Source organism: Mycolicibacterium diernhoferi (assembly GCF_019456655.1).
Taxonomy (GTDB): Bacteria; Actinomycetota; Actinomycetes; order Mycobacteriales; family Mycobacteriaceae; genus Mycobacterium; species Mycobacterium diernhoferi.
Genome location: NZ_CP080332.1, coordinates 5,458,976 through 5,484,178, shown reverse-complemented (window position 1 = coordinate 5,484,178; position 25,203 = coordinate 5,458,976). Strand labels below are relative to the sequence as shown.

Genomic DNA, 25,203 nt, shown 5'->3' with positions numbered 1-25,203 from the left:
GTTCGACGTAGATCAAACCCAATAGGGCCGGAGTTATTCCGATGGCGAACAACGTGCAGGTCACCGACTATCCGGCGCACCCCGTCGGTTCGGTGCAGAAAGTGCTGGCCGCCATCGGTGATCCGGTGCGACTGGAGATGGTCCGCCGGTTGTACAACGCTGCAGCGCCCGTGCAGTGCGGCGCGCTCTATGACGGCATCAACAAGTCCACCGCCACCCACCACTTCAAGACCCTGCGGGAGGCCGGGATCACCGAACGTCTGGTGATCGACGGACTGACCTGTCAGAGGTTGCGTACCGCGGAGGTCGAGGCCGCCCTGCCCGGACTGCTGGCCAGCGTCGTCGCCGGCGCCAATCGGGAAACCGGCGTCAGCTGAACGGCGCCGCGATCACGCCGCGCTCACGCAGTCGCGCGCGTATTGCCGCGGCGATCTGCACCGCACCGGGTGAATCTCCGTGCACGCAGACAGATTCGGCCGAGATGGAAATCGGTGAACCGTCCTGCGCGACGACCCGTCCGTCGAGCACCATGCCCAGTACCCGCTCGGCGATCTCGTCGGCATCGTGCAGAACGGCACGAGGCTCCCGGCGCGACACCAACGCCCCGTCGGGCCGGTAGGCGCGATCGGCGAACGCCTCGCTGACGGTGCGCAGGCCCGCCGCCTCGGCGGCCTCGAAGAACGCCGAACCGGCCGGCCCCAGCACCGGCAACCCCGGGTCGACCGCACGCACCGCCGCGGCGACAGCCTGGGCCTGCCCCTCATGCGTGACGATCGAATTGTAAAGAGCACCATGAGGTTTGACGTAGGAAACCGCGGAACCCGCGGCGGCGGCCAACGCCGACAACGCGCCGATCTGGTAGATCACCTCGGCGCTCAACTCCTCGGGATCCACATCGATGAAGCGCCGTCCGAACCCGGCCAGATCGCGGTAGCCGACCTGCGCACCGATCCGGACGCCGCGATCGGCGGCCGCCCGGCACACCCGTAGCAGGCCCACCGGGTCGCCCGCGTGAAAGCCGCACGCCACATTGGCGGAGGTGACGATGTCGAGCATGGCGTCGTCGTCGCCGAGGGACCACACCCCGAAGCCCTCGCCGAGATCGGCATTGAGGTCGACCGATACGCCTGGCACGGCCATCAGCCTAGTGCCCACCCTCCGATGCGACATTCACTAATGCAAACGGTTATCGTTATCGGCGTGATCTCGTTTGCCTCCCCCCGTGCGCTCGCCGTCGGCCTGGCCCTGGCCGTCCCGCTGACACTCACCGCCTGCGGTGAGGGCGGCGAGTCGGACCCGGCCGTTGCGGGGGACTGCCCGACAACCCCGGTGGACGTGGTCGTCAGCGTCGAGCAATGGGGCAAGATCGTGACCGCGCTGGGCGGGGCCTGTGCAGACGTGACCACCGTGCTGTCCGGCAACTCGGGGGACCCGCACGATTTCGAGCCGACCCCGGCCGATGCCGCCGCCTTCACCGGCGCCCAACTCGTGGTGATCAACGGCGGGCACTACGACGAGTGGGCCGTCCGGCTCGCCGAGAGCACCGCGCCGGACGCGGTCGTGGTCGATGCGGTGGCGCTGCTCGGCGGCGACCATGAGGGTCACGAGCACGAGGATCACGACCACGATCACGGCGGCGCCAACCCGCACGCCTGGTACAGCCCGGCCGCGGTGACCGACGTGGCCGACGCCGTCACCGCGACACTCACCGAACTCGCCCCCGACGCCCGCGGATACCTCGAGGCCCGGCATACCGAATTCACCGCGGCGATGCAGCCCTACCGGGCGCTCATCGACAAGATCAGGGCCGGTGCGACGGGCAAGACCTACGCCGCCACCGAGAGCCTGTTCGACGACATGGCCGCCGCGCTCGGGCTGACCAACAGAACTCCGCACGGCTACCAGGTGGCCTCGTCCAATCACGCCGACCCCTCACCCGCGGACCTCGACGCCTTCCTGCGACTGCTGTCGGATCGCGGAGTCGACGTGCTGATCTACAACACCCAGACCGAGGGTTCGTTGCCGCAGCAGCTGCGCACCGCGGCCGAGCGGGCCGGGGTCCCGGTCGTCGATGTCACCGAAACTCCTGCGCCGGACGCCGCGACGTTCGAGGCTTGGCAGGTGGCCCAACTCACCGCCCTCGCCGCGGCTCTCGGCATCGAGGCCTAGTGTCCGCCCCGGAGCCCGAACCAGCACTGATCTTCGACGATGTCAGTGTCGTCCGGGGCGGCCGACTGATCTGGTCGGAAGGCAGTTTCACCATCCCCTCGGGCGACATCGTCGCCGTGATCGGCTCCAACGGTTCCGGTAAGTCGACGCTGCTGCAGGTGGTCCTCGGCCTGCTGCCGGTGGCCTCCGGATCGGTGCGGGTGCTCGGCGGCCCGCCCGGGGCCAACAACGAGGCCATCGGCTACGTCCCGCAGGACTACGTGGCCGGCGCCGGGGAGGCGATCCGCGCCCGCGACGCGGTGATGCTGGGGCTGACCGGCCGGCGCTGGGGCCTGCGCCGCACCACCTCCGACGAGAAGGCCTGGGTGGACCGGGCGATGGCCGCCGTGGAGGCACAGGAGTTCGCCGACCGGCGGGTGTCCCAGCTCTCCGGTGGACAACGGCAACGCATCGCCCTGGCCGCCGCCCTGGTGTCACGGCCGCGCCTGTTGATCCTGGACGAACCGCTGGCCGCTCTCGACGTGCGCCATCAGGCCGAGATCGTGGCGCTGCTGGCCCGGCTCAAGGCCGAGTTCGACGTGACCATCCTGGTGGTCGCCCACGACCTGAACCCGCTGCTGTCGGTACTGGACAGCGCGGTCTACCTGCTCGACGGGCACGCTCACCACGCAGCGATCGACCAGGTCGTGGACACCGATCTGCTGACCCACCTGTACGGCACCACCGTCGCGGTGGCCAACACCCTGCAGGGCCAGCTCTACATGAGGACCACCTAGATGCCCGGCGGCACCACCCAGGTCTATCTCGCGCTCGGTTATCAGGAGAACTGGTGGCAGATCCTGACGTCCGGGTTCATGCGCAACGCGTTGATCGGCGGCACGCTGGTGGCGCTGGCGGCCGGTCTGATCGGCTACTTCATCATCGTCCGCAACACCGCGTTCGCGGCGCACGCCCTGGCACACATCGGGTTGCCCGGCGCGACCGGTGCGGCGCTGTTGGGCCTGCCGGTGGTGCTCGGGCTGGGGGGGTTCTGCATCGGCGGTGCGTTGGTGATCGGCGCCATGGGCAAGCGCGCCGGTGACCGTGAGGTGACCACCGGCACGGTGCTCGCCCTCGCAACGGGTTTCGGGTTGTTCTTCAACTCGCTGGGCACCAAGAACTCCTCGACCCTGACCAATGTGCTGTTCGGCAATCTGCTGGCGATCACCCACCAACAGCTGCTGATCTTCGCCGTGTTGCTGACGGTCATCGCCGTGACGGTCGTAATCGTCTACCGCCCACTGCTGTTCGCCTCGGTCAACGAGCAGGTCGCCGAGGCGAAGGGGGTGCCGGTGCGCGCCCTGTCGGTGATCTTCATGGCGCTGCTGGGCCTGTCCGTCACGATGGCGGTGCAGGCCGTCGGCACGCTGCTGCTGTTCGCGCTCGTCGTGACGCCCGCCGCGACCGCGATCATCGTGACCGCACAACCACTGAGGGCCATGGCGATCTCGACGGTCGTCAGCCTGGTGTCGGTGTGGGCGGGACTGGTGGTGTCGGCCCTGTTCAACATGCCGCCGAGCTTCGTCATCGTCACCATCGCGTGCGTGATCTGGCTGGTGGTGTGGTCGGGTGGCCGGATCCGGGGCACCGTCCGCTAGCCTCCTAGGGCATGCCCCGAAGTCCGGCGCCTCGACGACGCGCGACGCTGGCCTCGTTGGCTGCCCACCTCGACGTATCGCGTACCACCATCTCCAATGCCTACAACCGGCCCGACCAGTTGTCGGCCGAACTGCGGGAACGGGTGCTTGCCGCGGCAAAGGAATTGGGATATCCCGGACCCGACCCGGTGGCCCGGTCGCTGCGCACCCGCAGGGCGGGTGCGGTCGGGTTGATGATCACCGAGCCGCTCAACTATGCGTTCAGCGACCCGGCCGCCCTGGATTTCGTTGCCGGGCTTGCCGAATCGTGCGAAGAGGCCGGTCAGGGACTGCTGCTGGTGGCCGCCGGGCCCAACCGCTCCGTCCACGACGGGTCGGCGGCGGTGCTCTCGGCCGGCGTCGACGGGTTCGTCGTCTACTCGGCCTCCGATGACGACCCCTACCTACCGGTGTTAGTGCAACGTCAGTTGCCGATCGTCGTCGTCGACCAGCCCGAGGACGTGCCGGGCGCCTCGAGGGTCGGCATCGACGATCGCGCGGCGATGCGGGAGCTCGCCGAATACGTTGTCGGCCTTGGGCACCGTGAGATCGGGGTGCTCACCATGCGGTTGGGCCGGGAATGGCCGCACGAGAGCACCAAGCCGATGGTCGCCGACCCCGAAAGGTTGAACTCACCGCATTTCCACGTCCAGCGCGAGCGCGTGCGCGGTGTCTACGACGCGCTGAGCGCCGCCGGCCTGGATCCGGCCTCGGTGACCGTCGTGGAGAGCTACGAGCATCTGCCGCAGTCCGGTGGCGCCGCCGCCGAGGTGGCGCTGGCGGCCAACCCGCGGATCACCGCCCTGATGTGCACGGCCGACGTGCTGGCCCTCTCGGCGATGGACTACCTACGGGCACACGGCATCTTCGTGCCGGGGCAGTTGACTGTCACCGGGTTCGACGGGGTACCCGAAGCCTTGGCGCGCGGGTTGACCACGGTGATCCAGCCCAGCGTCGAGAAGGGCCGCCGGGCCGGGGATCTGCTGCACAATCCGCCGGGTTCGGGTTTGCCGGTCGTCGAGGTGCTCGCCACCGAGGTGGTACGGGGCCGGACCTCCGGGCCCGCTTAGCGTTTGCGCCGGGCCAGCAGCAGGCCGCCGGGCTGACCTGCCGGCCCTGGCCGGCCGGCCATATCGCGTCGGCGCCGAGACCGCACCCCATGTCGAGCGCCGAACCGGTTGGGCGGCCGCTGATTTCCTCGACCACGGTGGCATTGGGCCGACCGGGCAGGCGATCCAGGATGGGGGTGTAACGCGCATCCCATTCTGCGAACAGGGCGGCGGCGTGCGGTGTTTCAGTCATGGCGCCATGGTTGTGCGGCCCGAGCCCGCGGCGCCAGTGATGTTGCCGATCAGGCAATCCGGCGCCGGGCGCGGGTGTCGGCCACCAAGCGCAGCGCCACCGCCACATCCGCAGGGTCATCCACCCGGTAACCGGCCAGGGTCTCACCCGGCCCGACCTTGACCCCGACATCGCCGGCGTGCAGCCGCGCGAATGCCTTCTCGTCGGTGACATCGTCACCCAGGAAGAGCACCGCCGTTGCCCCGCAACGGTCCCGCAGGATGTCGACCGCCTCACCCTTGTCGGTCACGATCACCGCGAACTCCAGCACCGCCTTACCGGCGGTGATATGGGCATCCCAGGATTGTGCGGCGGCCCGGGCCAGCTCGAGCGCTTCTGCACCGTCGGCCTCCGAGGCGTTGCGCACGTGCAGGGCCACGCTGGCCGGTTTGGTCTCGACCGTCACCCCGGGCCGGCCGGCGGCGATACCGCGCAGGGTGGCGATGATGGTCTGCAGCAGTGCGGTGTCGATCTCGTGCGCGAAACCCGTGTCGAACTCGGCGCCGTGGCTGCCCACCGCCTGCACGGCCGCGGACGCGCCGGACAATTCACGCAGGACGGCCAGCGCCCGTCCGGAGATCAGCGCGGCCGTGGTCTCCGGCAGCGATGCCAGGGTCTCGAGCGCCGCGGCGGCCTCCGGCAGCGGTCGGGCATCGGCGGGATTGTTCACGATCGGCGCCATGGTGCCGTCGAAATCGGAGGTGACCAGCAGCCGTGGCGTCGCGGCCAGGTCGGTGAGGGCGCGCCGCAGACCGGGTTCGAGCACGCCTCACACCTTAGGTTGTTCGCCGTCTCCGATGAGCAGGCGGACCGCGAGATCGAGTCGTTTGGCCACGTCGGTGGCCGAGGCGCGCCGGGTCAGCCACGCCAGCAGATTGGACAGCCACACATCGGAGATGACGCGCGCGATGTGGTACTGGTCCTCGGTGGGTTCGCCGTCGCTCATCGCACGCGCGAACATCGAATCCATCAGCTTGCCGACGTGGTCGACCTCCCCGGCGGCGGAGGCATCGGCGAACACGAACGCCCGCGTCATGGCCTCGGTCAGCAGCGGGTTGCGCTGCATCGACCGGTTCAGCTTGCCGACCATCATGTTCAGCCGCTGGTAGGGGGTCCCGCCGGCGAGCGTGGTCCGGTCCATCTTGGCGTCGATACGTTCGAACTCCCGGCCCAGCGCGGACACCAGCAGGTGCACCTTGGACGGGAAGTAGCGGTACAGGGTGCCGACCGCCACATCGGCGCGTTCGGCGACGGCCCGCATCTGGACGGCCTCGTAGCCGCCCTTGGAGGCGATGGCCAGCGTGGCGTCCAGGATGCGCTTGCGACGTTCCCGCTGCGCTTCGGAGCCGAGCTCGGATTCGGAGAGTACGGCCACGGCCATCACCTGACGGGGTGAGTCAGAACCCGATCCGGGTTGTGCGGGCGATGACATGGGCGGACAGCTCCTTCGTGGTGCGCGTTTCGAGAGAAACGATACGCATGTCGACCGCTGATCACTCACTTCCCCGCTACGGATCACACGGCGCGCATTGCCATGACCGAGGTCGACTTGACGTTCCGACGCTGGCACTATTAGAACACGTTCTAGTGGGAAGCGCCGCCTTCTCACCCAACGGCGAGGAGCAGTCGGTGTCGGCGACCATCACAGATGAACAGTCCGCAGCCAGGGAAATGGTCCGGAGCTGGGCAGCAAGCTCCGGATCGATCGCAGGGGCGCGCAATGTCGAGCTGGGTGACCCCGACGCCTGGCGGGCCCCGTACGGAGGTTTCGCGCAACTAGGGATCTTCGGTGTGGCGGTCGCCGAGGAGTTCGGCGGAGCCGGCAGCACCGTGGCCGATCTGTGCAGCATGCTCGACGAGGCCGCCGCGGCCCTGGTGCCCGGCCCGGTCGCGACGACCGCGCTGGCGACGCTGCTGCTGACCGGCGACGACGCCGAGGTCCTGGAAGCGCTGGTGGCCGGCGAACGCACCGCGGGCGCCGCGCTGCGGGCCGAGCTGCGCGTCGACGGGGACCGGGTCTCCGGGGTGGTCGAGCAGGTGCTGGGCGCCGACCCGGCCGGGCTGCTGCTGTTGCCGGCCGGCGATCGGGTGCTGCTGGTGGACGCCGCGGCCGGCGGGGTGCAGGTGCAGCCGCTGGAGGCCACCGATTTCTCGGTGCCGCTGGCCCGGGTGACGCTGGAATCGGCGCCCGCGCGGGTGCTGCCGGTGTCGCGGCAGCGGTTCGAGGATGTGGCCGCGACCGTGCTGGCGGCCGAGGCGGCCGGGCTGGCCCGGTGGGCGCTGAACGTCGCCACCGAGTACGCCAAGGTGCGTGAGCAGTTCGGCAAGCCGATCGGCAGCTTCCAGGCCATCAAGCACATGTGCGCCGAGATGCTGCTGCGCTCCGAGCAGGTGTCGGTGTCGGCGGCCGACGCGGCGCGCGCGGCCGGCGAGTCCGGGCAGGACTCGGCCGAGCAGCTGTCGGTGGCCGCCGCGGTCGCCGCGGCTTCCGGCATCGATGCGGCCCAGGCCAACGCCAAGGACTGCATCCAGGTGCTGGGCGGCATCGGCATCACCTGGGAGCACGATGCGCACCTGTATCTGCGCCGGGCATACGGCATTTCGCACTTCCTCGGCGGGCGCCGGCGCTGGCTGCGCCGGGTGGCCGAGCTGACCCAGCAGGGGGTGCGCCGGGAACTGCGCATCGATCTGGAATCGGTGGCCGATCTGCGCCCCGAGATCAGCGCGGCCGTCGCCGCGGTGGCTGCGCAGCCGGTGGAAAACCGTCAGGTGGCCCTTGCCGAGGCCGGGCTGCAGGCACCGCACTGGCCGAAGCCGCACGGCCGCAACGCATCCCCGGCCGAGCAGTTGCTCATCGACCAGGAACTCGCCAACGCCAAGGTGGAGCGCCCGGATCTGGTGATCGGGTGGTGGGCGATCCCCACCATCCTCGAGCACGGCAGCCCCGCGCAGATCGAACAGTTCGTGCCCGCCACCCTGCGCGGTGAGCTCAAGTGGTGCCAGCTGTTCTCCGAGCCCGGTGCCGGTTCGGACCTGGCGGCGTTGCGCACCAAGGCCGAACGCGCCGAGGTGGACGGCAAGCCGGGCTGGAAGCTGACCGGGCAGAAGGTGTGGACGTCGTCGGCCAAGCAGGCGCACTGGGGTGTGTGCCTGGCCAGGACCGACCCGACCGCGCCGAAGCACAAGGGCATCACCTACTTCCTGATCGATATGCGTTGGCCCGGTATCGACATCCGCCCGCTGCGGGAGATCACCGGCGACGAGCTGTTCAACGAGGTCTTCTTCGATGAGGTGTTCGTGCCCGACGAGATGGTGGTGGGCACCGTCAACGACGGCTGGCGGCTGGCCCGCACCACGTTGACCAACGAACGCGTCGCGATGGCGGGCGGCACCGCGCTCGGGAACCCGATGGAGGAACTGCTCGCTGCGGTGCGGCGCAACGGCATCGACCCGGCCGATCAGGATCGACTCGGCGGGCTGATCCTGGCCGCGCAGGTCGGCTCGCTGTTGGACCAGCGCATCGCGCAACTCGCCGTCGACGGCCAGGACACCGGCGCACAGGCCAGCGCCCGCAAGCTCATCGGGGTGCGGTACCGCCAGGGGCTGGCCGAATTCCACATGGAACTGTCCGAGGGTGGGGGTGCGGTGCTGAACCAGGCCGTGCACACCTTCCTCAACACGCGCTGCCTGACCATCGCCGGTGGCACCGAGCAGATCCTGCTGACCGTGGCGGGGGAGCGGTTGCTGGGCCTGCCCCGGTAGCCGCATGGCGCCCGGAGATTTTGGTGATCGGGCGCCCGTACCCGGGCTGAGATGATGGTCGGGTGACATCCGGCGCGCTCACAGGGTTCCTGGCGGTCTGGTCGGACGCCGATGCGACCTTCGGGCACGGCATCCCACAGACCGGGGAGCAATTCGGCGCCGGCGCTGAACTACGCCGGTTGCAGGCCGATCTGCAGGCCGCCGATCCGGGGCCGTCCTGGACCGGCCCGGCGGCCGGCGCCTACGGCGCGGTGCACACCGAACACAAGCGGGTGCTCGGGGCGCTCTCCGATCTGGACGAGCAGTTGACGTCGCGGGTGAATGAATCCGCCCGGATCGTCACGGCCGGACGCGCGGAGCTCCAGGCCGTTCGGCAGTGGGTGCTCGCCGCCGCGGCCGCACTGCCGCGCACCGTGGTCGGCGAGCAGATGATGCTGCCGATCGTGCAGAGTGGGATCGGTCGAGTCGCCGCCATCGTGCGGCAGTGCACCGATGATCTGAACGCGATCGGCCGGGAGCTGGAGCGGCTCGGTGAGCGCTACCGGATGCTGGGTGACCAGAAGTTCGGCAACGGCCCCGCACCCGCGATCACCTCGGCGCGATAACGACTGCGGCGCGGGCTAGTTGAAGGTCGTCTGGGCGCACGCGGACGGGGTGGTGACGTTCACCCCGCCGAACACCGCCTGGATGTTGGAGCACACGATGAAACCGGCGTCCAGGTTCGGTCGGCCGGACACCCAGTCGGTCTGGACCGAGTCGCCGTCGGTGGCGAAACGCTGCAGCGGGCCGCCGCCGAAGTAGGTGATCGACAGCTGGTAGTCGCTGAGCGACTGGTAACCCTTGGACAACACGTTGTCGTGGTTGGCGCCCTTGAGTTCTCGGGGCATGCCCGCCGGGGCGCTGAACCAGGCCTCCTGCCAGACGGAGCGGTTGGTGCTGCGCAGGGTGATGGTCTGGCGGGCCCAGGTGTCCTGGGGCAGGCCGATCGGGCCGCCCGGGGTCAGCAGATTGGCCTGGGTCTTGAAGAAGCACCGGCCTTCGGGGCCGGCACAATCCGCGGTCACGTGCATCTCCAGGATGCCCTGCGGGGTGGGGATCGAGGTCGTCGCGGTGTTCACCCCGGCCGAGGCGGTGGGAGCGGTCAGCGCGGCCGCGGCGACGGCGGCCGCCAGCGCCCCGAGAGTCCTCTTCACGGCTGCAATCCCTCCGGTTGTCTGCTCGTGCACGGTAGCCCGCGGCTCATTCGTCGTAGGTGACTTCGACCGAATCGGACTTGGGCAGCGCCTGGCACGCCAGGATCAGGCCCTCCTCCAGATCGGACGGTTCGAGCACATCGTTGATCTCCATATCGACCTCACCGCTGCGCACCAGCACCGCGCATGCACCGCAGTGCCCCTCGCGGCAGGAGAACGGCGCGTCCAGGCCCTTGTTGAGCAGGACGTCGAGCAGCTTGGCCTTGCGTGGCCAGTCCACCTCGTGGGTGGTGCCGTCCAGTTCGACGACGGCCCGCGCGGGTCCGCGATCGTCCTCTTCGTCGACCGCGATCACCACTTGGGCGAATGGATCGGAGTCCAGCGACTTGAAGACCTCGATGTGGATGTGCTTGACGTCGACGGTCTTGCACGCCGCCTCGGCGGCAGCCATGAACGGGCCCGGCCCGCAGATGAAGGCCTCGTGCGCGGCGTACGGCCGCAGCAGGGTGGCCAGTGCATCGGTGCTGGGCAGCCCCTGCACGGTCTCCAGCCAGTGGATCACCGTCAGCCGGTCCGGATACTTCGCGGCCAGCTCGCGCAGCGCGTCGGCGAAGATCACCGAGTTCTCGTCACGGTTGGCGTAGACCAGCACGATCTTGCCGGTGCCCTCGGCCAGCGCGGACTTGCAGATCGCCATCATCGGGGTGATGCCGCTGCCGGCGGCCAGCAGCAGGAAGTCGGTGTCCAGGTTCTTGGGCACGAAGGTGCCCGAGGGTGCCAGCACATGCATCCGCATACCGGCATGGGCGTTGTCGCACAGCCAGTTCGAGGCGTACCCGTCGGCGGTGCGCTTGACGGTGACCGTCAGCCCCTCGTCGATGTTCGGTGCGCTGGACAGCGAGTAGCAGCGGGCCACCGACCCGGTCCGCTCACTGGGCACCCGCAGGGTCAGGAACTGGCCGGGGGAGTAGCGCAGCCGGTCGGCGAGGATGACCGGATCATCGGGCCCATCCGGGACCTTGAACACCAGGGATCGGGCGTCCGCGGTCTCCTCGACGACATCGGTCACCAGCAGTTCCAGGACATGGCTGCCCAGTGGCTCGTCGGTCCCGCCGTTTCGCGGCTCATCAGACACTGTCGGACCCTTCCTTGGCGCAATAACTAGAACATGTTACAAAACTGAACATGCGCAGGTCCAGCCGTTGATTCTGCACGCTACTCGACACAAATCGTAACGTGTTCTAATCTCTGTCTAGTGCTTGATCTCGATCCGGGAGGCAATTCAGTGACGTCCATTGAACAGCGTGACGTGCAGGCGGTCCTCGCCGGCGTCGATGATCTGTTGCCGAAGCTACGGGAACGCGCCCAGGAGGCCGAGGATCGGCGCCAGGTGTCCTACGAAACGGTCGACGAACTCGACGAGATCGGCTTCTTCAAGCTGCTCCAGCCCGAACAGTGGGGCGGTCTGCAGGCCGATCCGACCGTGTTCTACGAGGCGGTGCGCCGACTGGCCAGCGCGTGCGGGTCCACCGGCTGGATCAGCTCGATCATCGGCGTGCACAACTGGCACCTCGCGCTGTTCGATCAGCAGGCGCAGGACGAGGTGTGGGGTGAGGATCCGACGGTTCGGGTGTCCTCGTCCTACGCCCCGATGGGCGCGGGCATCGTCGTCGACGGTGGCTACCTGGTCAGCGGCGCCTGGCAGTGGTCCTCCGGCAGCGAGCACGCCAGCTGGGCGTTCCTCGGCGGGCCGGTCATCAAGGACGGCCGCCCGGTCGACTTCGGCAGCTTCCTGATCCCGCGCACCGAATACACCATCGACGACGTGTGGCATGTGGTCGGACTGCGCGGCACCGGCAGCAACACCGTCGTGGTCAAGGACGTGTTCGTGCCCTCGCACCGCTTCCTGTCCTACAAGGCGATGAACGACGGCACCGCGGGCGGGTTCCGGAACAACACCGCCCCCGTCTACAAGATGCCTTGGGGCACCATGCATCCCACCACCATCTCCACCCCCATCGTGGGCATGGCCTACGGCGCCTACGCCGCTCACGTCGAGCACCAGGGCAAGCGGGTCCGGGCAGCCTTCGCCGGCGAGAAGTCCAAGGACGACCCGTTCGCCAAGGTGCGTATCGCCGAGGCCGCCAGCGACATCGACGCCGCCTGGCGCCAGCTGATCGGCAACGTCGGCGACGAATACGCACTGCTGCAGGCCGGCAAGGAGATTCCGTTCGAGCTCCGCGCGCGGGCCCGTCGCGACCAGGTGCGCGCCACCGCCCGGGCCATCGCCTCGATCGATCTGCTGTTCGAGTCGGCCGGTGCCACCGCGCTGGTGAACACCACGCCGCTGCAACGGTTCTGGCGTGACGCGCATGCCGGCCGGGTGCATGCCGCCAACGAGCCCGAGCGGGCCTACCTGATCTTCGGCAACAACGAGTTCGGTCTGCCTCCCGCGGACACGATGGTCTGATGACGGCGTCTGTTTCGACGGGCACCGCCGGGGCCCCTACTTTCGAGTCCACCTCCCGCTACGCCGACGTGCAGGCCGGCGAGCTGGCCATGCGGTTGCACTACCACGAGGCGGGCGACCCCGCCGGGCAGACCATCGTGCTGTTGCACGGTGGCGGTCCGGGCGCGTCGAGCTGGTCGAACTTCGGCCGCAACGTCGCGGTGCTCGCCGAGAAGTTCCATGTGCTCGCCATCGATCAGCCCGGTTATGGGTTGTCGGACAAGCACACCGAGCACGAGCAGTACAACCGGTACAGCGCCAAGGCGGTGCTCGGTCTGCTGGATCATCTCGACATCACCGGTCGGGTTCCGCTGCTGGGGAACTCGCTCGGCGGTGGTACCGCGGTCCGTTTCGCGCTGGATTACCCCGACCGCGCCGGCAAGCTGGTGCTGATGGGTCCCGGCGGGCTGAGCGTGAACCTGTTCGCGCCGGACCCCACCGAGGGCGTCAAGGCGCTGGCCAAGTTCAACTACGAGCCGACCCGCGAGAACCTCGAGGCCTTCATCCGGATCATGGTGTTCGACCAGAAGCTGGTCACCCCGGAGTTGGTCGACGAGCGCTTCGCGATCGCCGGCACCCCGGAATCGTTGGCCGCCACCCGCGCGATGGGCAAGTCCTTCGCGGGCCCGGACTTCGAGCTCGGCATGATGTGGCGTGAGGTGTACAAGCTGCGCCAGCCGGTGCTGCTGATCTGGGGCCGGGAGGACCGGGTCAATCCGCTCGACGGTGCGCTGGTCGCGGTGAAGCAGATTCCGCGTGTGCAGTTGCACGTTTTCGGGCAGTGTGGACACTGGGCCCAGGTCGAGAAGTTCGACGAATTCAACAAGCTGACCATCGATTTCCTGAGTTAGGGACGCAGCCATGAGCATCAAGGCATTGGGATACATGCGCATCGAAGCGACCGATGTGGCGGCATGGCGGGAGTTCGGGCTCAAGGTGCTCGGTATGGCCGAGGGTGACGGCTCCACCCCGGGTGCGCTCTACCTGCGGATGGACGAGATGGCGGCCCGACTGGTGATCGTGCCGGGTGAGCAGGACCGGCTGCTGGTTTCGGGCTGGGAGGTCGCCGACGCGCCCGCTCTGCAGGCGCTGCGCGAGACGCTGTCCAAGGCCGGTGTCGACTACGTCGAGGGCACCCGCGAGGACAAGTCCGAACGCCGCGTCGAAGGACTGATCCGCTTCAACGACCCGGCCGGCAACGTGCTGGAGGCCTTCCACGGCGCCCAGTACCTCGGCCGCCGGTTCGTCAGCCCGTACGGCCACAAGTTCGTCACCGCCGAACAGGGTCTCGGGCACGTGGTGCTCACCTGCGACGACGATGCCGCAGCCCAGGCGTTCTACCAGGACGTGCTGGGCTTCCGGTTGCGTGACTCGATGAGCCTGCCGCCGCAGCTGGCCGGCCGGCCCGCCGATGGTGACCCGATCTGGTTGCGTTTCTACGGTTGCAACCCGCGCCACCACGCGCTGGCGTTCATGCCGATGCCCAACCCGACCGGCATCGTGCACCTGATGGTCGAGGTGGAGAACTCCGACGACGTGGGCCTGTGCCTCGATCGTGCGCTGCGCCGCAACGTGAAGATGTCGGCCACCCTCGGCCGGCACACCAACGACAAGATGTTGTCCTTCTACATGAAGACGCCCGGCGGGTTCGATGTCGAGTTCGGTTGTGAGGGGCTCGAAGTCGAAGATCAGAACTGGGTCGCCCGGGAAAGCACCGCGGTGTCGCTGTGGGGCCACGACTTCAGCGTGGGCTTCAAGTAACCGCGCCGGAGAAGCTCCAGTGAGCGCTGCACAGATCGATCCCCGCACGTTCCGGAATGTGCTGGGGCAGTTCTGCACCGGTGTCACCGTGATCACCACCGTGCACGAGGATGTGCCGATAGGGTTCGCCTGCCAGTCCTTCGCGGCGCTGTCGCTGGATCCACCGCTGGTGCTGTTCTGCCCCACCAAGGTGTCGCGGGCCTGGCAGGCCATCGAGGCCAGCGGCAGATTCTGCGTCAACATGCTGCACGAGGACCAGCAGCACGTGTCGGCGCAGTTCGGGTCGAAGTCGCCGGATAAGTTCGCCGGGATCGACTGGACCCCTTCCGAACTCGGCTCACCGGTGATCGACGGCAGCCTGGCCCACATCGACTGCACGGTGGACTCGGTGCATGACGGCGGCGACCACTTCGTGGTGTTCGGCGCGGTGCGATCGATGTCCGAGCCGGCCGACGAGCGATCGGGCGAGGAGCATGGGGCGCCCATCAAGCCCCGGCCGCTGCTGTTCTACCGCGGCGAGTACACCGGCATCGAGCCGGACAAGAACACCCCGGCCCAGTGGCGCGACGATCTGGAGGCCTTCCTCACCGCGACCACCTCGGACACCTGGCTGTAGAGCTAGGGCAGCACCGCGGGCGGTGCGGGCGGCACCGCGGGGTCGGCAGGGTCGACCGGTGGCTGGTCGACGGTGAGATCGATGTCGTGCTCGAGATCGGGTGCGATCGGCATGAATTGGCACAGGAAGGTCACGGCCAGTTCGCACGGATTATCCACCGGGGAGGCGTTCACCGGCGTCGCGAACGTCGTCGCGAGGGTCATGGCCGCTCCGGCGGCCAGCGCCGCCAGCGCTGTTCTGGGTGGCACGTAACAGCTCCTACTAGTCGCCGGTTCGCTCAAGTCTGACATCCAGCTCCACCTGGGCGGGACAGTCGCCGACGTAGTCCTGGAAGGACGTTCCGGTCAGCATCGTGATCGGATCCTGCGGTCCCTGCGGTAGCGGCAGGTCGTCACGGGAGGACTGGCGTACCTTGCCGATGCCGTCGGTGCACTGCGCATCCCCCTCCGGGAAGGCCGCGGTGAAACGTCCATCACCGTACTGCATCACGTAGAGGTTGTTGCTGTCGATGGTCGACATCAGCGTCACGCACCGCTCCCCGGTGCGCAGGCAGTGCGTGGTGGCCCGGTAGTCGTGCGGCGGGAACACCTCTCCGGTGGCCGGGTAGGTCTGGGTGTAGGTGTAGACACCACGCAGCGCCGCGCCGGGGGAGTCCCGTAGCGGCGGTTCCTGCGCCGGGTCCGGGGCCGGGGTACCGGTCCCGTTCCCGCTGGTGGGCGTCAGGTTGATGGCCCGTTTGTTGGCGCACAGCGCCGGGGTGGTGGCCCACGTGTATTCCCCGGACAGCGATCCGTCCAGTCGGGGCCGCAGCGAGATGACGGTCCAGCCGGTGGCATCGACTTCGGCATCACCGACCTTGCACTTGTCCGGCGCCTCACGCACCGCCAGCCAGTCACCGTCGATGTAGTCGAACACCATGGTCAGCGCGGGCGGGCCGGAGGGATCCTGGGGGTTGACCACCGCCACCGTCGCCAGGCATTCGCTGTCGCGGCATTCCGACCGTGCGACCCAGGTCTCGGTGCGCGCGGTACCCGCGACGGGTTTACCGTCGGGCGTCGCGGTCGGCCCGACATCGACCTTGAAGCTGCCGTCGAGCGCCGGGCCGGACTTCGCGTTCTCGGCCGCCTCGTCGGCGGAGCCGACGGTGAACAGGCAGGCCGCGAATCCGCCGAGGATCACGGCGATCAGCGCCACCGCGGCCAGCAGTTTGACCAGCGTGCGCTTCGTGTTCTTATTCAGCCCGAGTGCCATCGCGGTAAGAATGCCATCCCAGGGTCGCCCCGATGAAGTCAATCACCGACGCGGCGACCTCGCGGTGCACGGATTCGTTGAGGATGTCGTGCATGGCGGCGGGGAACTCGGTGATCGCCAGGGCCGCGATCTGCTCGGAGTAGGCGCGCACCGGACCGATCGGCGCGATCGGATCGCTGACGCCGTGCACGGCCAGCGTGGGCACCGTCAGCGTCGGGAGTTCGGAGCCGAACCGGTCCCAGGCGGCGTCCAGTGCCCGCGCCAGCGGCGCGCTGTCTGCCTGGGTGAAGCCCAGCGGATCGTTTTCCAGGGCGTCCAGATAGAACGGGTCCGCCGACAACCAGGACGGATCGAGATCCAGTGAGGTGTCGGCGTCCAGCAGATCGGCGATCGGCGCCAGCGGCGCACCGGAGATGACTCCGGCCCGGTACCGCTGCGGCTGTTCGACCAGGCGTAGCAGCGTCACCACGGACCCGAAGGAGTGACCGGCGGCGATCAGCGGCAGGCCGGGGCGTTCACGCTCGACGGTCACGCTCAGCGCCTCGGCCAGCGCCGAACTGTCGGCCAGCGTGCCGAAATCCCCGCGGTCACCGGGGCTGAGCCCGTGCCCGAGTTGGTCCACGGCCCACAGGTCGATGCCGGCGGCGTTCAGCGCGAAGCCATATCGGTGGTAGAGCCCGGTGTGTTCGCCGAATCCGTGCAGGAACACCATGGCAGCCCGGGGTTCGGCCGCCGGCCAGTGCCGGTAGTACACCCGGGCGGGATCGGTCTGCAGGAAGGGCATGGGCCCACGATATTCAGCCGCGCTCTCCGAGTAGGGCTTTCCGCTCAGCGGACATCCGATCGCCGATCGCCTCGACGATGGCCGCCACCTCCGGCCGGCGCAAGGTCTCGGCGCGCGCCACCAGCCAGTAGGTCAGCCGCACGGTCACCTGCCCGGGCAGCACCCGAACCAGATCAGGGTGTTGATCGGCCAGGAAGCAGGGCAACAGACCCAGGCCCGCGGCGGCCCGGGTCGCCCCGACGTGGACGAAGACGTTGGTGGAGGACACCGACTGCCGCATGCCCGGCACGAAGCTGGTCGCCAGGTCCAGGTCGTCGACCTGCAGCATCGACTCGATGAAGTAGACCAACCGATGCGCGTTCAGGCCGTCGATGTCGACGGGGGTGCCGTGCCCGCTCAGATAGTCCCGTGATCCGTACAACCCGAGGCAGTAGTCTCCCAGTGGGATCGCCTGTGCGCGTTGCACCGACGGCTCGCCGACCACGATCTCGAGGTCGACGCTGGAGCGTTGCTGACTGGCCCGCTGCGTGGCCGCGACGATCTCCACCGACACCCCGGGGTGGTCCAGTTGCACCTGGGCGGCGGCCGGCGCGGCGATGTGCGCGCTGAACCCGTCGGTGGCCGAGATCCGCACGACGCCGTGCAGGGACCGCATTTGCCCGGGTGTGTCGCCGAGGGAGCGCACCGCCGCCTCGACGGCCTCCGCCGCGGCAAGCACCTCGCGACCCCGGTCGGTCAGTTCCCAGACCGCGCCGACGCGGGTCAGCACCCGGGCGCCGATGGACTGCTCGAGAGCGGCGATGCGCCGGGAGATGGTGGTGTGGTTGACGCCGAGGGTCTCGGCCGCGTGGACGTAGCGGCCGGTGCGCCCGACCGCGAGCAGGATCAGCAGATCATCAGCGCTCGGCAGACCCATATCTGCATTTTTGCAGACTCGGGTTGCAGATCTCGGCATTGTTTCGATCTTGACGTGCATGAATACTCACCCTCATGTGTGCTGCCGATCACAGTCCCGACCAGACCACCACCGGTCTGAAGCGCGTCGTCGCCGCCTCCATGGCCGGCACGGTCGTGGAGTGGTACGAGTTCTTCCTGTACGGCACCGCGGCCACGCTGGTGTTCAGCAAGATCTTCTTCGCTCAGACGGGCAGTGAACTCGACGCGATCCTGGCGGCGTTCGTCACCTACGCGGTCGGCTTCATCGCCCGCCCCCTCGGCGGCATCGTGTTCGGCCACTTCGGCGACAAGTACGGCCGCAAGAAACTGCTGCAGTTCTCGCTGCTGCTGGTCGGTGCGGCCACCTTCGCGATGGGCTGCCTGCCCACCTACGGTCAGATCGGCATCTGGGCGCCGGCATTGCTGGTGACCCTGCGGTTCATCCAGGGATTCGCGGTCGGCGGCGAGTGGGGCGGGGCGGTGCTGCTGGTCGCCGAGCACAGCCCCAACCGCAGCCGCGGCTTCTGGGCCAGCTGGCCGCAGGCCGGCGTGCCCGCGGGCAATCTGCTCGCCACCATCGTGCTGCTGGCGCTGACCACCACGCTGTCGGATGCCGCCTTCCTGTCCTGGGGCTGGCGCGTGGCGTTCTGGCTGTCGGCGGTGGTGGTACTGGTCGGGTACTACATCCGCACCAAGGTCACCGACGCTCCGATCTTCGTGGAGGCGCAGCAGGAGGCCGAACTCATCCAGGAGAGCTCGTTCAGCGGGATCGAGGTCCTGAAGCGTTATCCCCGTGGCGTTCTCACGGCCATGGGCATGCGCTTCGGCGAGAACATCATGTACTACCTGGTGGTCACCTTCTCGATCACGTATCTGAAGGTGCAGGTTGGCGCGGATACCAGCGACATCCTCTGGTACCTGCTGGTGGCACACGCCGTGCACTTCCTGGCCATCCCGCTCTTCGGCCGCCTGTCCGATGGCGTCGGGCGTCGACCCGTGTATATCGCCGGGGCCCTGCTCGGCGCGTCCTGGGGTTTCTTCGCCTTCCCGATGATGAACAGCGGCAACTATGTCGTGGTCACCGCCTCGGTGACCATCGGCCTGGTCATCCACGCCATGATGTACGCGCCACAGCCGGCGATCATGTCGGAGATGTTCCCCACCCGGATGCGCTATTCCGGTGTCTCCCTTGGCTATCAGGTGACCTCGATCGTCGCCGGATCGCTGGCGCCCATCATCGCGGTCAAGCTGTTGGACGACTACAACTCGTCGGTGCCGATCGCGGTCTACCTGGGCATCGCCTGCGGTGTCTCGCTGTTGGGGGCGGTGATCAGCCGTGAGACCGTGGGCATCGACCTCAAGACCCTCGACGACGCCGACGCCCGCGACGTCGCCAGACTCTCGCGCGAACCGTCGGGCGCATGAGCGGGCTCGCCGGTAAGACGGCCCTGGTCACCGGGGGAGCCGGCGGTATCGGGGCCGCTTGTGCGCGCGAACTCGCCACTGCCGGCGTGCATGTCACCGTCGCCGACCGCGACGAAGCCGGCGCGACCGCGCTCGCCGAGGAGATCGGCGGAACCGCATGGGCAGTCGACCTGCTCGATGTGGCCGCGTTGCAGGAACTGGTGCTGTACAACGACATCCTGGTGAACAACGCCGGGATACAACGCGTCGCACCGATCACCGATTTCGCGCCGGAGGCGTTCCGCGCGATGCTGACGCTGATGGTTGAGGTCCCGTTCCTGCTCATCCGCGCGGCGCTGCCGCACATGTACGCCGAGGGCTTCGGTCGGATCATCAACCTGTCGTCGGTGCACGGATTGCGGGCCTCGGAGTTCAAGGTCGCCTACGTCACCGCCAAACACGCCCTGGAAGGGCTCTCCAAGGTGACCGCCCTGGAAGGCGGGCCACACGGGGTCACCAGCAACTGCGTCAACCCCGGGTACGTGCGAACTTCTCTGGTGGACAGGCAGATCGCCGATCAGGCACACACCCACGGCATCGGCGAACAACAGGTCGTCGAGGAGGTCCTGCTCAAGGAGAGCGCGATCAAGGCACTGGTGGAACCCGAGGAGGTGGCCTCGCTGGTGGGCTGGCTGGCCTCGTCCTCGGCGCGCATGGTCACCGGTGCCTCGTACACGATGGACGGGGGCTGGAGCGCCCGGTGATCTACCGGTCGCCGCGCCGGAGACGGCGGGTCAGTTCGTGGGCCGCGCGCAGCAGTGTCTCGCCGAGGTGTGCCGTGCGCTCACCGGCCATCCGCGCCTGGACTCCGGTCAGGCTCAGCGCCCACTGCGGTTGTCCGAGCGCGTCGAACACCGCCGCACCGATACCCCAGCTGCCCTCGACCAACAGGCCGGGATTCAGCGAGTAGCCGTCGATCCGCGTCCGGCGCAGGCGTTCCTCGATGCCGGCGCGCGAATGCGCCGCGCCCCATTCCTTTTCCAGGGCGCTCCGCTGCAGGTGCTCGTCACTCTCGGAGTCCGGCAGATGTGCGAGTACCACCAGTCCGGCCGAGGCGATCCCGAGCGGGAACCGGCTGCCCGGGTAAAGCACGTGCGACCGCAGCGGGAAGCTGCCCTCGACGGCGGACACGCACACCGTTTCCCAACCACGTCGCGCGGACAGGAAGGCGCTCTCCCCGGTGTCATCGGCGAGCCCGCGCAGCAGATCGTCGGCGACCGGTGCCGCGTCGTACCGGCTGGTGGACACCGACCCGAGCAGATAGATCTCCGGGCCGAGGAACCACAGTCCGGTGGCGGGCTCCCGGTCGATCAGGCCCTGCTCGGCCAGGGCGGTGAGCATCCGGTGTGCGGTGGCCCGGGGGATGTCGGTGCTGCGGGCGATCGCGGTGGTGGTCGCCCCGCCGCGTTCACGGCCCACCGCGCGCAGGATGGCGGCCACCCGGGTGATCACCGGGGTGCCCGCTTCGATCTCGGCCATGGCTAGACGATAGCGTCCACTGAATGGACGTCGAGGGGTCAGGCCGTCCCGCCGAGCGAACAATTTCGCGAACCGCCCACCTAAACCTTGTGAATAACAGCAGCAAGATGGTGTTCTGGTGGGGCATGGCGGCCGCGTTCGGTGAGCGAACGCAGTGCCACCCAATCTGACCGGAACACAACAGGAAGTTGTCACGCTGATGTCCAGTAAGCAGGTCAAGGACGTCCACGAGGCCGTCGCCGACATCGCGAGCGGGTCCTCCCTCGCAGTGGGTGGTTTCGGGCTGTGCGGCATACCCGATGCACTCATCGAGGCATTGGCCGAATCGGGCGTGGACAACCTGGAGGTCTACTCCAACAACTGCGGCGTGGATGGTGTCGGGCTGGGTGTGCTGCTCGGTCTCGGGCGCATCCGCCGGGTGACGGCCTCCTATGTCGGCGAGAACAAGGAATTCGCCCGGCAGTACCTGTCCGGCGAGTTGGAGGTCGAACTGACCCCGCAGGGCACCCTGGCCGAACGGTTGCGCGCCGGCGGTGCGGGCATCCCGGCGTTCTACACCCCGGCCGGGGTCGGCACGCCGGTGGCCGACGGTGGACTGCCCTGGCGCTACGCCGCGGACGGGTCGGTCGCGATCGCCTCGCCCCCCAAGGAGACGCGCGAGTTCGACGGCCGGCGCTACGTCCTGGAGACCGGTATCCGGGCCGACTACGCGCTGGTGCACGCCGCGGTCGGCGACACCCAGGGCAACCTGGTGTTCGACAAGACCGCGATGAACTTCAATCCGCTGGCGGGCATGGCCGGCCGGGTGACCATCGCCCAGGTGGAACGGCTGGTGCAGCCCGGCGAGCTGGACCCCGAGAGCATCCATCTGCCCGGTGTGTTCGTGCAGCGGATCGTCGAGACAGGACCCCAGGACGTCCGCATCGAGAAGCGCACCGTCCGTGACGACGCAGGAGTGAACGCATGACCGAGACGCAGATCGCCAAGGGCTGGACCCGCCCGCAGATGGCCGCCCGAGTGGCGCGTGAACTGCGTGATGGCGAGTACGTCAACCTGGGCATCGGCCTGCCGACCCTGGTCCCGGGCTTTCTGGACCCCTCGGTCCGGGTCACGCTGCACTCGGAGAACGGAATCCTGGGCACCGGACCGTATCCCACCGAGGACGAGGTCGACGCGAACCTCATCAACGCCGGCAAGGAGACGGTGACGGTGCTGCCCGGTGCGGCCTTCTTCGATTCGGCGCTGTCGTTCGGCATGATCCGCGGCGGGCACATCGATGTCGCGGTGCTCGGCGGCATGGAGGTGTCCCGGTTCGGTGATCTGGCGAACTGGATGGTCCCCGGGAAGATGGTCAAGGGCATGGGCGGTGCCATGGACCTGGTGCACGGCGCGTCACGGGTCATCGTGCTGATGGAACACACTGACCGGCAAGGCAATCCGAAGATCGTCTCGGAGTGCTCGCTGCCGCTGACCGGCGAGCGGGTCGTGCACCGCATCGTCACGGACCTCGCTGTCATCGACGTCGTCGGCGACGGGGAACTGGTGCTGGTGGAGACCGCGCCCGGTGTCTCGGTGGACGACGTCCGCGCCGCAACCGGAGCGCCGCTGACCCAGCGCTAGCTTCAGCGCAGCGTCAACTCCTGGGCGGCCAGATACCGCTCGACGACCTCCGGCGTCGGGTCGGCCCGATAGGTCGAGGCTGTGGCCGGCCGCCACGCCGGCGGCCGGTCGTGCCCGGACAGCACCCAGGCGGCCTGGCGGGCGGCGCCCAAGGCGACGTACTCGGCGGGCTCGGGGACTTCGACCGCCGTGCCGAAGACCGCCGGGGCGATCCGCCGCACCGCAACCGAGCGCGCGCCGCCGCCCACCAGGATGGTGCGCTCGGCGGCGATGCCCTGCGCACCGATCCTGCCGATGCAGTAGGCCATCGAACTGAGCAACCCCTCCACGGCGGCGCGGGCGATGTTGGCCGGGTTCAGGTTTCGCGTCGTCATCCCGTGCAGGGCACCCGCAGCGTTCGGGAGGTTCGGCGACCGCTCGCCCTCGAGGTAGGGAACCAGGACCAGACCCTCTGCCCCGGCCGGCGCCGACAACGCGAGGCGGTCGAACTTTTCGAAGTCCACGCCCAGCATCGCGGCGACCGCGGCGAGCACCGGGGCCCCGTTGAGCGTGCAGGCCAGCGGGAGCTGACAACCCGTCGCGTCGGCGAAGCCGGCGACGATGCCCTCCGGATCATGCGGGGCCGTCAGACCGACCGCACTCACCACCCCCGATGTCCCCAGCGACACGATGCAATCGCCGGGCTCTGCGGCCAATCCCATTGCGGCAGCGGCATTGTCGCCGGCGCCGGGCCCCAGTACCGCACCGCCGGCCGTCACACCCGCGACGTCCCGCGGGCCCAGCACCTGCGGTATCGCCGGGGTCCTGCCGCGGAAGGCGAGTTCCAGCAGATCGAGCTGATAGCTGCTGCTGTCGGCCGAGAAGTATCCGGTACCGCTGGCGTCGCTGCGGTCGGTGCGCAGATCGGTGAGCCGCGAAGACCCGGTCAGGCGCCAGGTCAGCCAATCGTGCGGCAGGCAGACGGCCTGTGTCGCATCGGCATTGTCCGGCTCGTGGTCGGCCAGCCACCGCAGTTTGGCCGCGGTGAACGAGGCCACCGGGACCACGCCCACGCGAGCGGCCCACTCGGCGGGGCCCCCGAGTTCGTCGACGAGCTGACCGGCAGCTGCCGCGGAGCGCGTGTCGTTCCACAGCAGGGCATCCCGAACCACCCGGCCCGACGGGCCCAGGCATACCATGCCGTGCTGCTGCGCCCCGATCGACACTGCGGCCACATCGTCGATGCCATCGACGGCTTCGATGGTGTGCTGCAACGCATTCCACCAATGCTCAGGGTCGATCTCGGTGGCGTGCGGATGTGGAGTGCACGCCGATCGCACCACCTCACCCGTGGCCGCCTCGCAGATCACGATCTTGCACGATTGGGTGGATGAGTCGACTCCGGCGACCAACGCCATGTCAGAACCTTCCCGGATCGGCGAGCAGTGGGGCGAAGGCCGACTCGGCGGCACCGATGATCAGCGTGTCGGCGCCGAGCGTGGCCGGTGTCACCCGGACCAGGCGCCGGGGCGCGGCCATGGCTCGCCTGCCCAGTTCGTCGTGCAGCACGGTCGCGGCGTAGGCGGGAAAGACCCGCAGGAAGCCGCCCAATACGATCAGTCCCGGGTTGAGCATGTTGATCGCGTTCCCGAGCGCGATCGCCAGGCACCGCGCCTGCCGGTGCAACACATCGCGCTCGGCGTGGTCGGGCGGCGAAAGTTGTTGGTCGCCGGCACCATCGAGCTGGTCCAGCAGACGCGCCAGCGGAGGTTGCGTGACCTCGGTCTCCAAGCAGCCGACGCTGCCGCAATGGCACCGTTGGGCACCCCCGACGTAGGTGTGCCCGAGTTCCCCCGCGTAACCGGCGACCCCGTCCAGCATGTCACCGGCGACCACGAAACCGGCACCGATACCGCTGGGCCCACCGTTGACGTAGATCAGATGATCGGGCTGGTGATGCTTGCCGAACAGGTGCTCGGCGATCGCTCCGGCGTTGGCATCGTTGACCGCGTAGCAGGGTAGACCCGTTGCCGTACTGAGCATCTGGCCGATCTTGACATCATGCCAGTCCAGGTTGGGTGCGAGCTGCACGGTGGCTTCCGGGCTGTGCACCAGCCCGGGCACGGCGACGCCGACGGCGGTGATCACCTGCCCGTCGTGCAGTGCGCCGCGGATCCGGTCGATCTCCTCGGCCGCGATCGCCACGGTGTCGGCCGCGGTCGGCACGCGATCGGTGGGGTGGCGGACGACATCGATGACTGTGCCACCCATCGACACCAACCCCACTGTGACGGCGTCGACCTCGGGGGTGACGCTCACCGCCAACACTCGGTCGTCGGGTCGCACGATGGGGCTGGGTCGCCCCACCTGGGTCACCGCGGCGGCCGGCGACTCGGCCACCAGTCGGCGACCGACGAGTTCCTCGACGAGGTCCTTGGTGGTGGAGCGGGACAATCCGGTCAGGCGGGTCAGGTCGGCGCGGCTCAGCGCTCGGTGCCGGTGCCGGTGCACCAGGGTCAGCACCCCGGACAGGTTTCGCCGCCGGACATCGTCGGTGCTCGTCCCGACCCGGGCTGACCGGGGGTCGTCGGTGCTGCTCGTCGACTCTCTCAACAGGTACTCCATCCGGTCGCCGGAACCCTTGACAGTGGCCTGGGCCACAT

General features: G+C 68.7%; 27 protein-coding genes. 15 read left to right on the top strand and 12 right to left on the bottom strand.

Annotated features, from left to right (window positions below; translation table 11 throughout):
• Positions 1-41 precede the first annotated feature (41 nt).
• Positions 42-377 carry an ArsR/SmtB family transcription factor gene (locus K0O62_RS26035; protein WP_073856822.1) on the top strand — a complete coding sequence of 112 codons (336 nt, stop codon included), beginning with the start codon at positions 42-44 and terminating at the stop codon, positions 375-377.
• Here the strand turns inward: K0O62_RS26035 and K0O62_RS26030 are convergent.
• Complete coding sequence (locus K0O62_RS26030; RefSeq protein ID WP_073856821.1) at positions 370-1,140, bottom strand: LamB/YcsF family protein; 771 nt, start codon at positions 1,138-1,140, stop codon at positions 370-372. The two genes, K0O62_RS26035 and K0O62_RS26030, sit on opposite strands and share 8 nt — an antisense overlap.
• Before the next feature lie 36 nt (positions 1,141-1,176).
• Here K0O62_RS26030 and K0O62_RS26025 point away from each other — a divergent pair, with 36 nt between their 5' ends.
• The 4 genes from K0O62_RS26025 to K0O62_RS26010 are packed head-to-tail and all read left to right on the top strand — an operon-like array spanning position 1,177 to position 4,915.
• The gene (locus K0O62_RS26025; protein WP_073856820.1) at positions 1,177-2,169 is read left to right on the top strand and encodes a metal ABC transporter solute-binding protein, Zn/Mn family; all 993 of its coding nucleotides are present in this window, start codon (positions 1,177-1,179) and stop codon (positions 2,167-2,169) included.
• Positions 2,169-2,945, top strand: coding sequence for a metal ABC transporter ATP-binding protein (locus K0O62_RS26020; protein ID WP_073856819.1), 777 nt, complete (start codon positions 2,169-2,171; stop codon positions 2,943-2,945). Before K0O62_RS26025 ends, K0O62_RS26020 begins: the two co-directional genes overlap by 1 nt.
• Positions 2,946-3,806 carry a metal ABC transporter permease gene (locus tag K0O62_RS26015; protein ID WP_073856818.1) on the top strand — a complete coding sequence of 287 codons (861 nt, stop codon included), beginning with the start codon at positions 2,946-2,948 and terminating at the stop codon, positions 3,804-3,806.
• A gap of 11 nt (positions 3,807-3,817) precedes the next feature.
• A complete protein-coding gene (locus K0O62_RS26010; RefSeq protein WP_073856817.1) occupies positions 3,818-4,915 on the top strand; it encodes an Rv3575c family transcriptional regulator in 1,098 nt (365 codons plus the stop codon).
• A 281-nt stretch (positions 4,916-5,196) separates the two neighbouring features.
• Here K0O62_RS26010 and otsB read toward each other — a convergent pair whose 3' ends face one another.
• Together otsB and kstR are read right to left on the bottom strand one after the other, a co-directional pair.
• Positions 5,197-5,952 carry a trehalose-phosphatase gene (otsB, locus tag K0O62_RS26005; RefSeq protein WP_073856816.1) on the bottom strand — a complete coding sequence of 252 codons (756 nt, stop codon included), beginning with the start codon at positions 5,950-5,952 and terminating at the stop codon, positions 5,197-5,199.
• Between the two features lie 3 nt (positions 5,953-5,955).
• The gene (gene kstR, locus K0O62_RS26000) at positions 5,956-6,618 is read right to left on the bottom strand and encodes a cholesterol catabolism transcriptional regulator KstR (protein WP_073856815.1); all 663 of its coding nucleotides are present in this window, start codon (positions 6,616-6,618) and stop codon (positions 5,956-5,958) included.
• Positions 6,619-6,815: 197 nt separating this feature from the next.
• On the opposite strand from kstR, the gene K0O62_RS25995 reads away from it, so the two are divergent.
• Together K0O62_RS25995 and K0O62_RS25990 are read left to right on the top strand one after the other, a co-directional pair.
• Complete coding sequence (locus K0O62_RS25995) at positions 6,816-8,948, top strand: acyl-CoA dehydrogenase family protein (RefSeq protein WP_073856937.1); 2,133 nt, start codon at positions 6,816-6,818, stop codon at positions 8,946-8,948.
• Between the two features lie 62 nt (positions 8,949-9,010).
• Entirely contained in the window at positions 9,011-9,553 is a 543-nt protein-coding gene (locus K0O62_RS25990; RefSeq protein ID WP_073856814.1) for an EspA/EspE family type VII secretion system effector, read from the top strand.
• Positions 9,554-9,568: 15 nt separating this feature from the next.
• Here K0O62_RS25990 and K0O62_RS25985 read toward each other — a convergent pair whose 3' ends face one another.
• The gene (locus tag K0O62_RS25985) at positions 9,569-10,141 is read right to left on the bottom strand and encodes a hypothetical protein (protein WP_073856813.1); all 573 of its coding nucleotides are present in this window, start codon (positions 10,139-10,141) and stop codon (positions 9,569-9,571) included.
• A gap of 46 nt (positions 10,142-10,187) precedes the next feature.
• Positions 10,188-11,276: a ferredoxin--NADP reductase gene (locus K0O62_RS25980; RefSeq protein WP_073856812.1), complete on the bottom strand. Its 1,089-nt coding sequence runs from the start codon at positions 11,274-11,276 to the stop codon at positions 10,188-10,190.
• Between the two features lie 150 nt (positions 11,277-11,426).
• Here K0O62_RS25980 and hsaA point away from each other — a divergent pair, with 150 nt between their 5' ends.
• The 4 genes from hsaA to hsaB are packed head-to-tail and all read left to right on the top strand — an operon-like array spanning position 11,427 to position 15,027.
• Positions 11,427-12,611: a 3-hydroxy-9,10-secoandrosta-1,3,5(10)-triene-9,17-dione monooxygenase oxygenase subunit gene (gene hsaA / locus K0O62_RS25975; RefSeq protein ID WP_073856811.1), complete on the top strand. Its 1,185-nt coding sequence runs from the start codon at positions 11,427-11,429 to the stop codon at positions 12,609-12,611.
• Positions 12,611-13,501 (top strand): 4,5:9,10-diseco-3-hydroxy-5,9,17-trioxoandrosta-1(10),2-diene-4-oate hydrolase, encoded by an 891-nt coding sequence (hsaD, locus tag K0O62_RS25970; RefSeq protein ID WP_073856810.1) that lies wholly within the window; start codon positions 12,611-12,613, stop codon positions 13,499-13,501. The genes hsaA and hsaD overlap by 1 nt, the downstream gene beginning before the upstream one ends.
• Before the next feature lie 10 nt (positions 13,502-13,511).
• Positions 13,512-14,411, top strand: a complete 900-nt coding sequence (gene hsaC, locus K0O62_RS25965; protein WP_073856809.1) for an iron-dependent extradiol dioxygenase HsaC — start codon at positions 13,512-13,514, stop codon at positions 14,409-14,411.
• Between the two features lie 19 nt (positions 14,412-14,430).
• Positions 14,431-15,027: a 3-hydroxy-9,10-secoandrosta-1,3,5(10)-triene-9,17-dione monooxygenase reductase subunit gene (gene hsaB, locus K0O62_RS25960; RefSeq protein ID WP_073856808.1), complete on the top strand. Its 597-nt coding sequence runs from the start codon at positions 14,431-14,433 to the stop codon at positions 15,025-15,027.
• Between the two features lie 2 nt (positions 15,028-15,029).
• Here hsaB and K0O62_RS25955 read toward each other — a convergent pair whose 3' ends face one another.
• The 4 genes from K0O62_RS25955 to K0O62_RS25940 are packed head-to-tail and all read right to left on the bottom strand — an operon-like array spanning position 15,030 to position 18,017.
• Positions 15,030-15,275 (bottom strand): fibronectin-binding protein, encoded by a 246-nt coding sequence (locus tag K0O62_RS25955; protein WP_097933469.1) that lies wholly within the window; start codon positions 15,273-15,275, stop codon positions 15,030-15,032.
• A 13-nt stretch (positions 15,276-15,288) separates the two neighbouring features.
• On the bottom strand, positions 15,289-16,278 hold the full coding sequence (locus K0O62_RS25950) for a hypothetical protein (RefSeq protein ID WP_073856806.1): 990 nt from the start codon (positions 16,276-16,278) through the stop codon (positions 15,289-15,291).
• On the bottom strand, positions 16,259-17,062 hold the full coding sequence (locus K0O62_RS25945) for an alpha/beta fold hydrolase (protein WP_073856805.1): 804 nt from the start codon (positions 17,060-17,062) through the stop codon (positions 16,259-16,261). The genes K0O62_RS25950 and K0O62_RS25945 overlap by 20 nt, the downstream gene beginning before the upstream one ends.
• 13 nt (positions 17,063-17,075) lie before the next feature.
• Positions 17,076-18,017 (bottom strand): LysR family transcriptional regulator, encoded by a 942-nt coding sequence (locus tag K0O62_RS25940; RefSeq protein WP_097933489.1) that lies wholly within the window; start codon positions 18,015-18,017, stop codon positions 17,076-17,078.
• A 35-nt stretch (positions 18,018-18,052) separates the two neighbouring features.
• Between K0O62_RS25940 and K0O62_RS25935 the strand changes: the two genes are divergently transcribed.
• Together K0O62_RS25935 and K0O62_RS25930 are read left to right on the top strand one after the other, a co-directional pair.
• A complete protein-coding gene (locus K0O62_RS25935; protein WP_073856803.1) occupies positions 18,053-19,423 on the top strand; it encodes an MFS transporter in 1,371 nt (456 codons plus the stop codon).
• The gene (locus tag K0O62_RS25930) at positions 19,420-20,166 is read left to right on the top strand and encodes a 3-hydroxybutyrate dehydrogenase (protein WP_073856802.1); all 747 of its coding nucleotides are present in this window, start codon (positions 19,420-19,422) and stop codon (positions 20,164-20,166) included. Before K0O62_RS25935 ends, K0O62_RS25930 begins: the two co-directional genes overlap by 4 nt.
• 1 nt (position 20,167) lies before the next feature.
• On the opposite strand, the gene K0O62_RS25925 is transcribed toward K0O62_RS25930, so the two are convergent.
• Positions 20,168-20,941 (bottom strand): IclR family transcriptional regulator, encoded by a 774-nt coding sequence (locus K0O62_RS25925; RefSeq protein ID WP_073856801.1) that lies wholly within the window; start codon positions 20,939-20,941, stop codon positions 20,168-20,170.
• A 199-nt stretch (positions 20,942-21,140) separates the two neighbouring features.
• Between K0O62_RS25925 and K0O62_RS25920 the strand changes: the two genes are divergently transcribed.
• Positions 21,141-21,908: a CoA transferase subunit A gene (locus K0O62_RS25920; protein WP_073856800.1), complete on the top strand. Its 768-nt coding sequence runs from the start codon at positions 21,141-21,143 to the stop codon at positions 21,906-21,908.
• Positions 21,905-22,561, top strand: coding sequence for a CoA transferase subunit B (locus K0O62_RS25915; RefSeq protein WP_073856799.1), 657 nt, complete (start codon positions 21,905-21,907; stop codon positions 22,559-22,561). Before K0O62_RS25920 ends, K0O62_RS25915 begins: the two co-directional genes overlap by 4 nt.
• Positions 22,562-22,563: 2 nt before the next feature.
• Here K0O62_RS25915 and K0O62_RS25910 read toward each other — a convergent pair whose 3' ends face one another.
• Entirely contained in the window at positions 22,564-23,958 is a 1,395-nt protein-coding gene (locus K0O62_RS25910) for a xylulokinase (RefSeq protein WP_073856798.1), read from the bottom strand.
• A 1-nt stretch (position 23,959) separates the two neighbouring features.
• Positions 23,960-25,165 carry an ROK family protein gene (locus K0O62_RS25905; protein WP_220045510.1) on the bottom strand — a complete coding sequence of 402 codons (1,206 nt, stop codon included), beginning with the start codon at positions 25,163-25,165 and terminating at the stop codon, positions 23,960-23,962.
• Between the last annotated feature and the right edge of the window lie 38 nt (positions 25,166-25,203).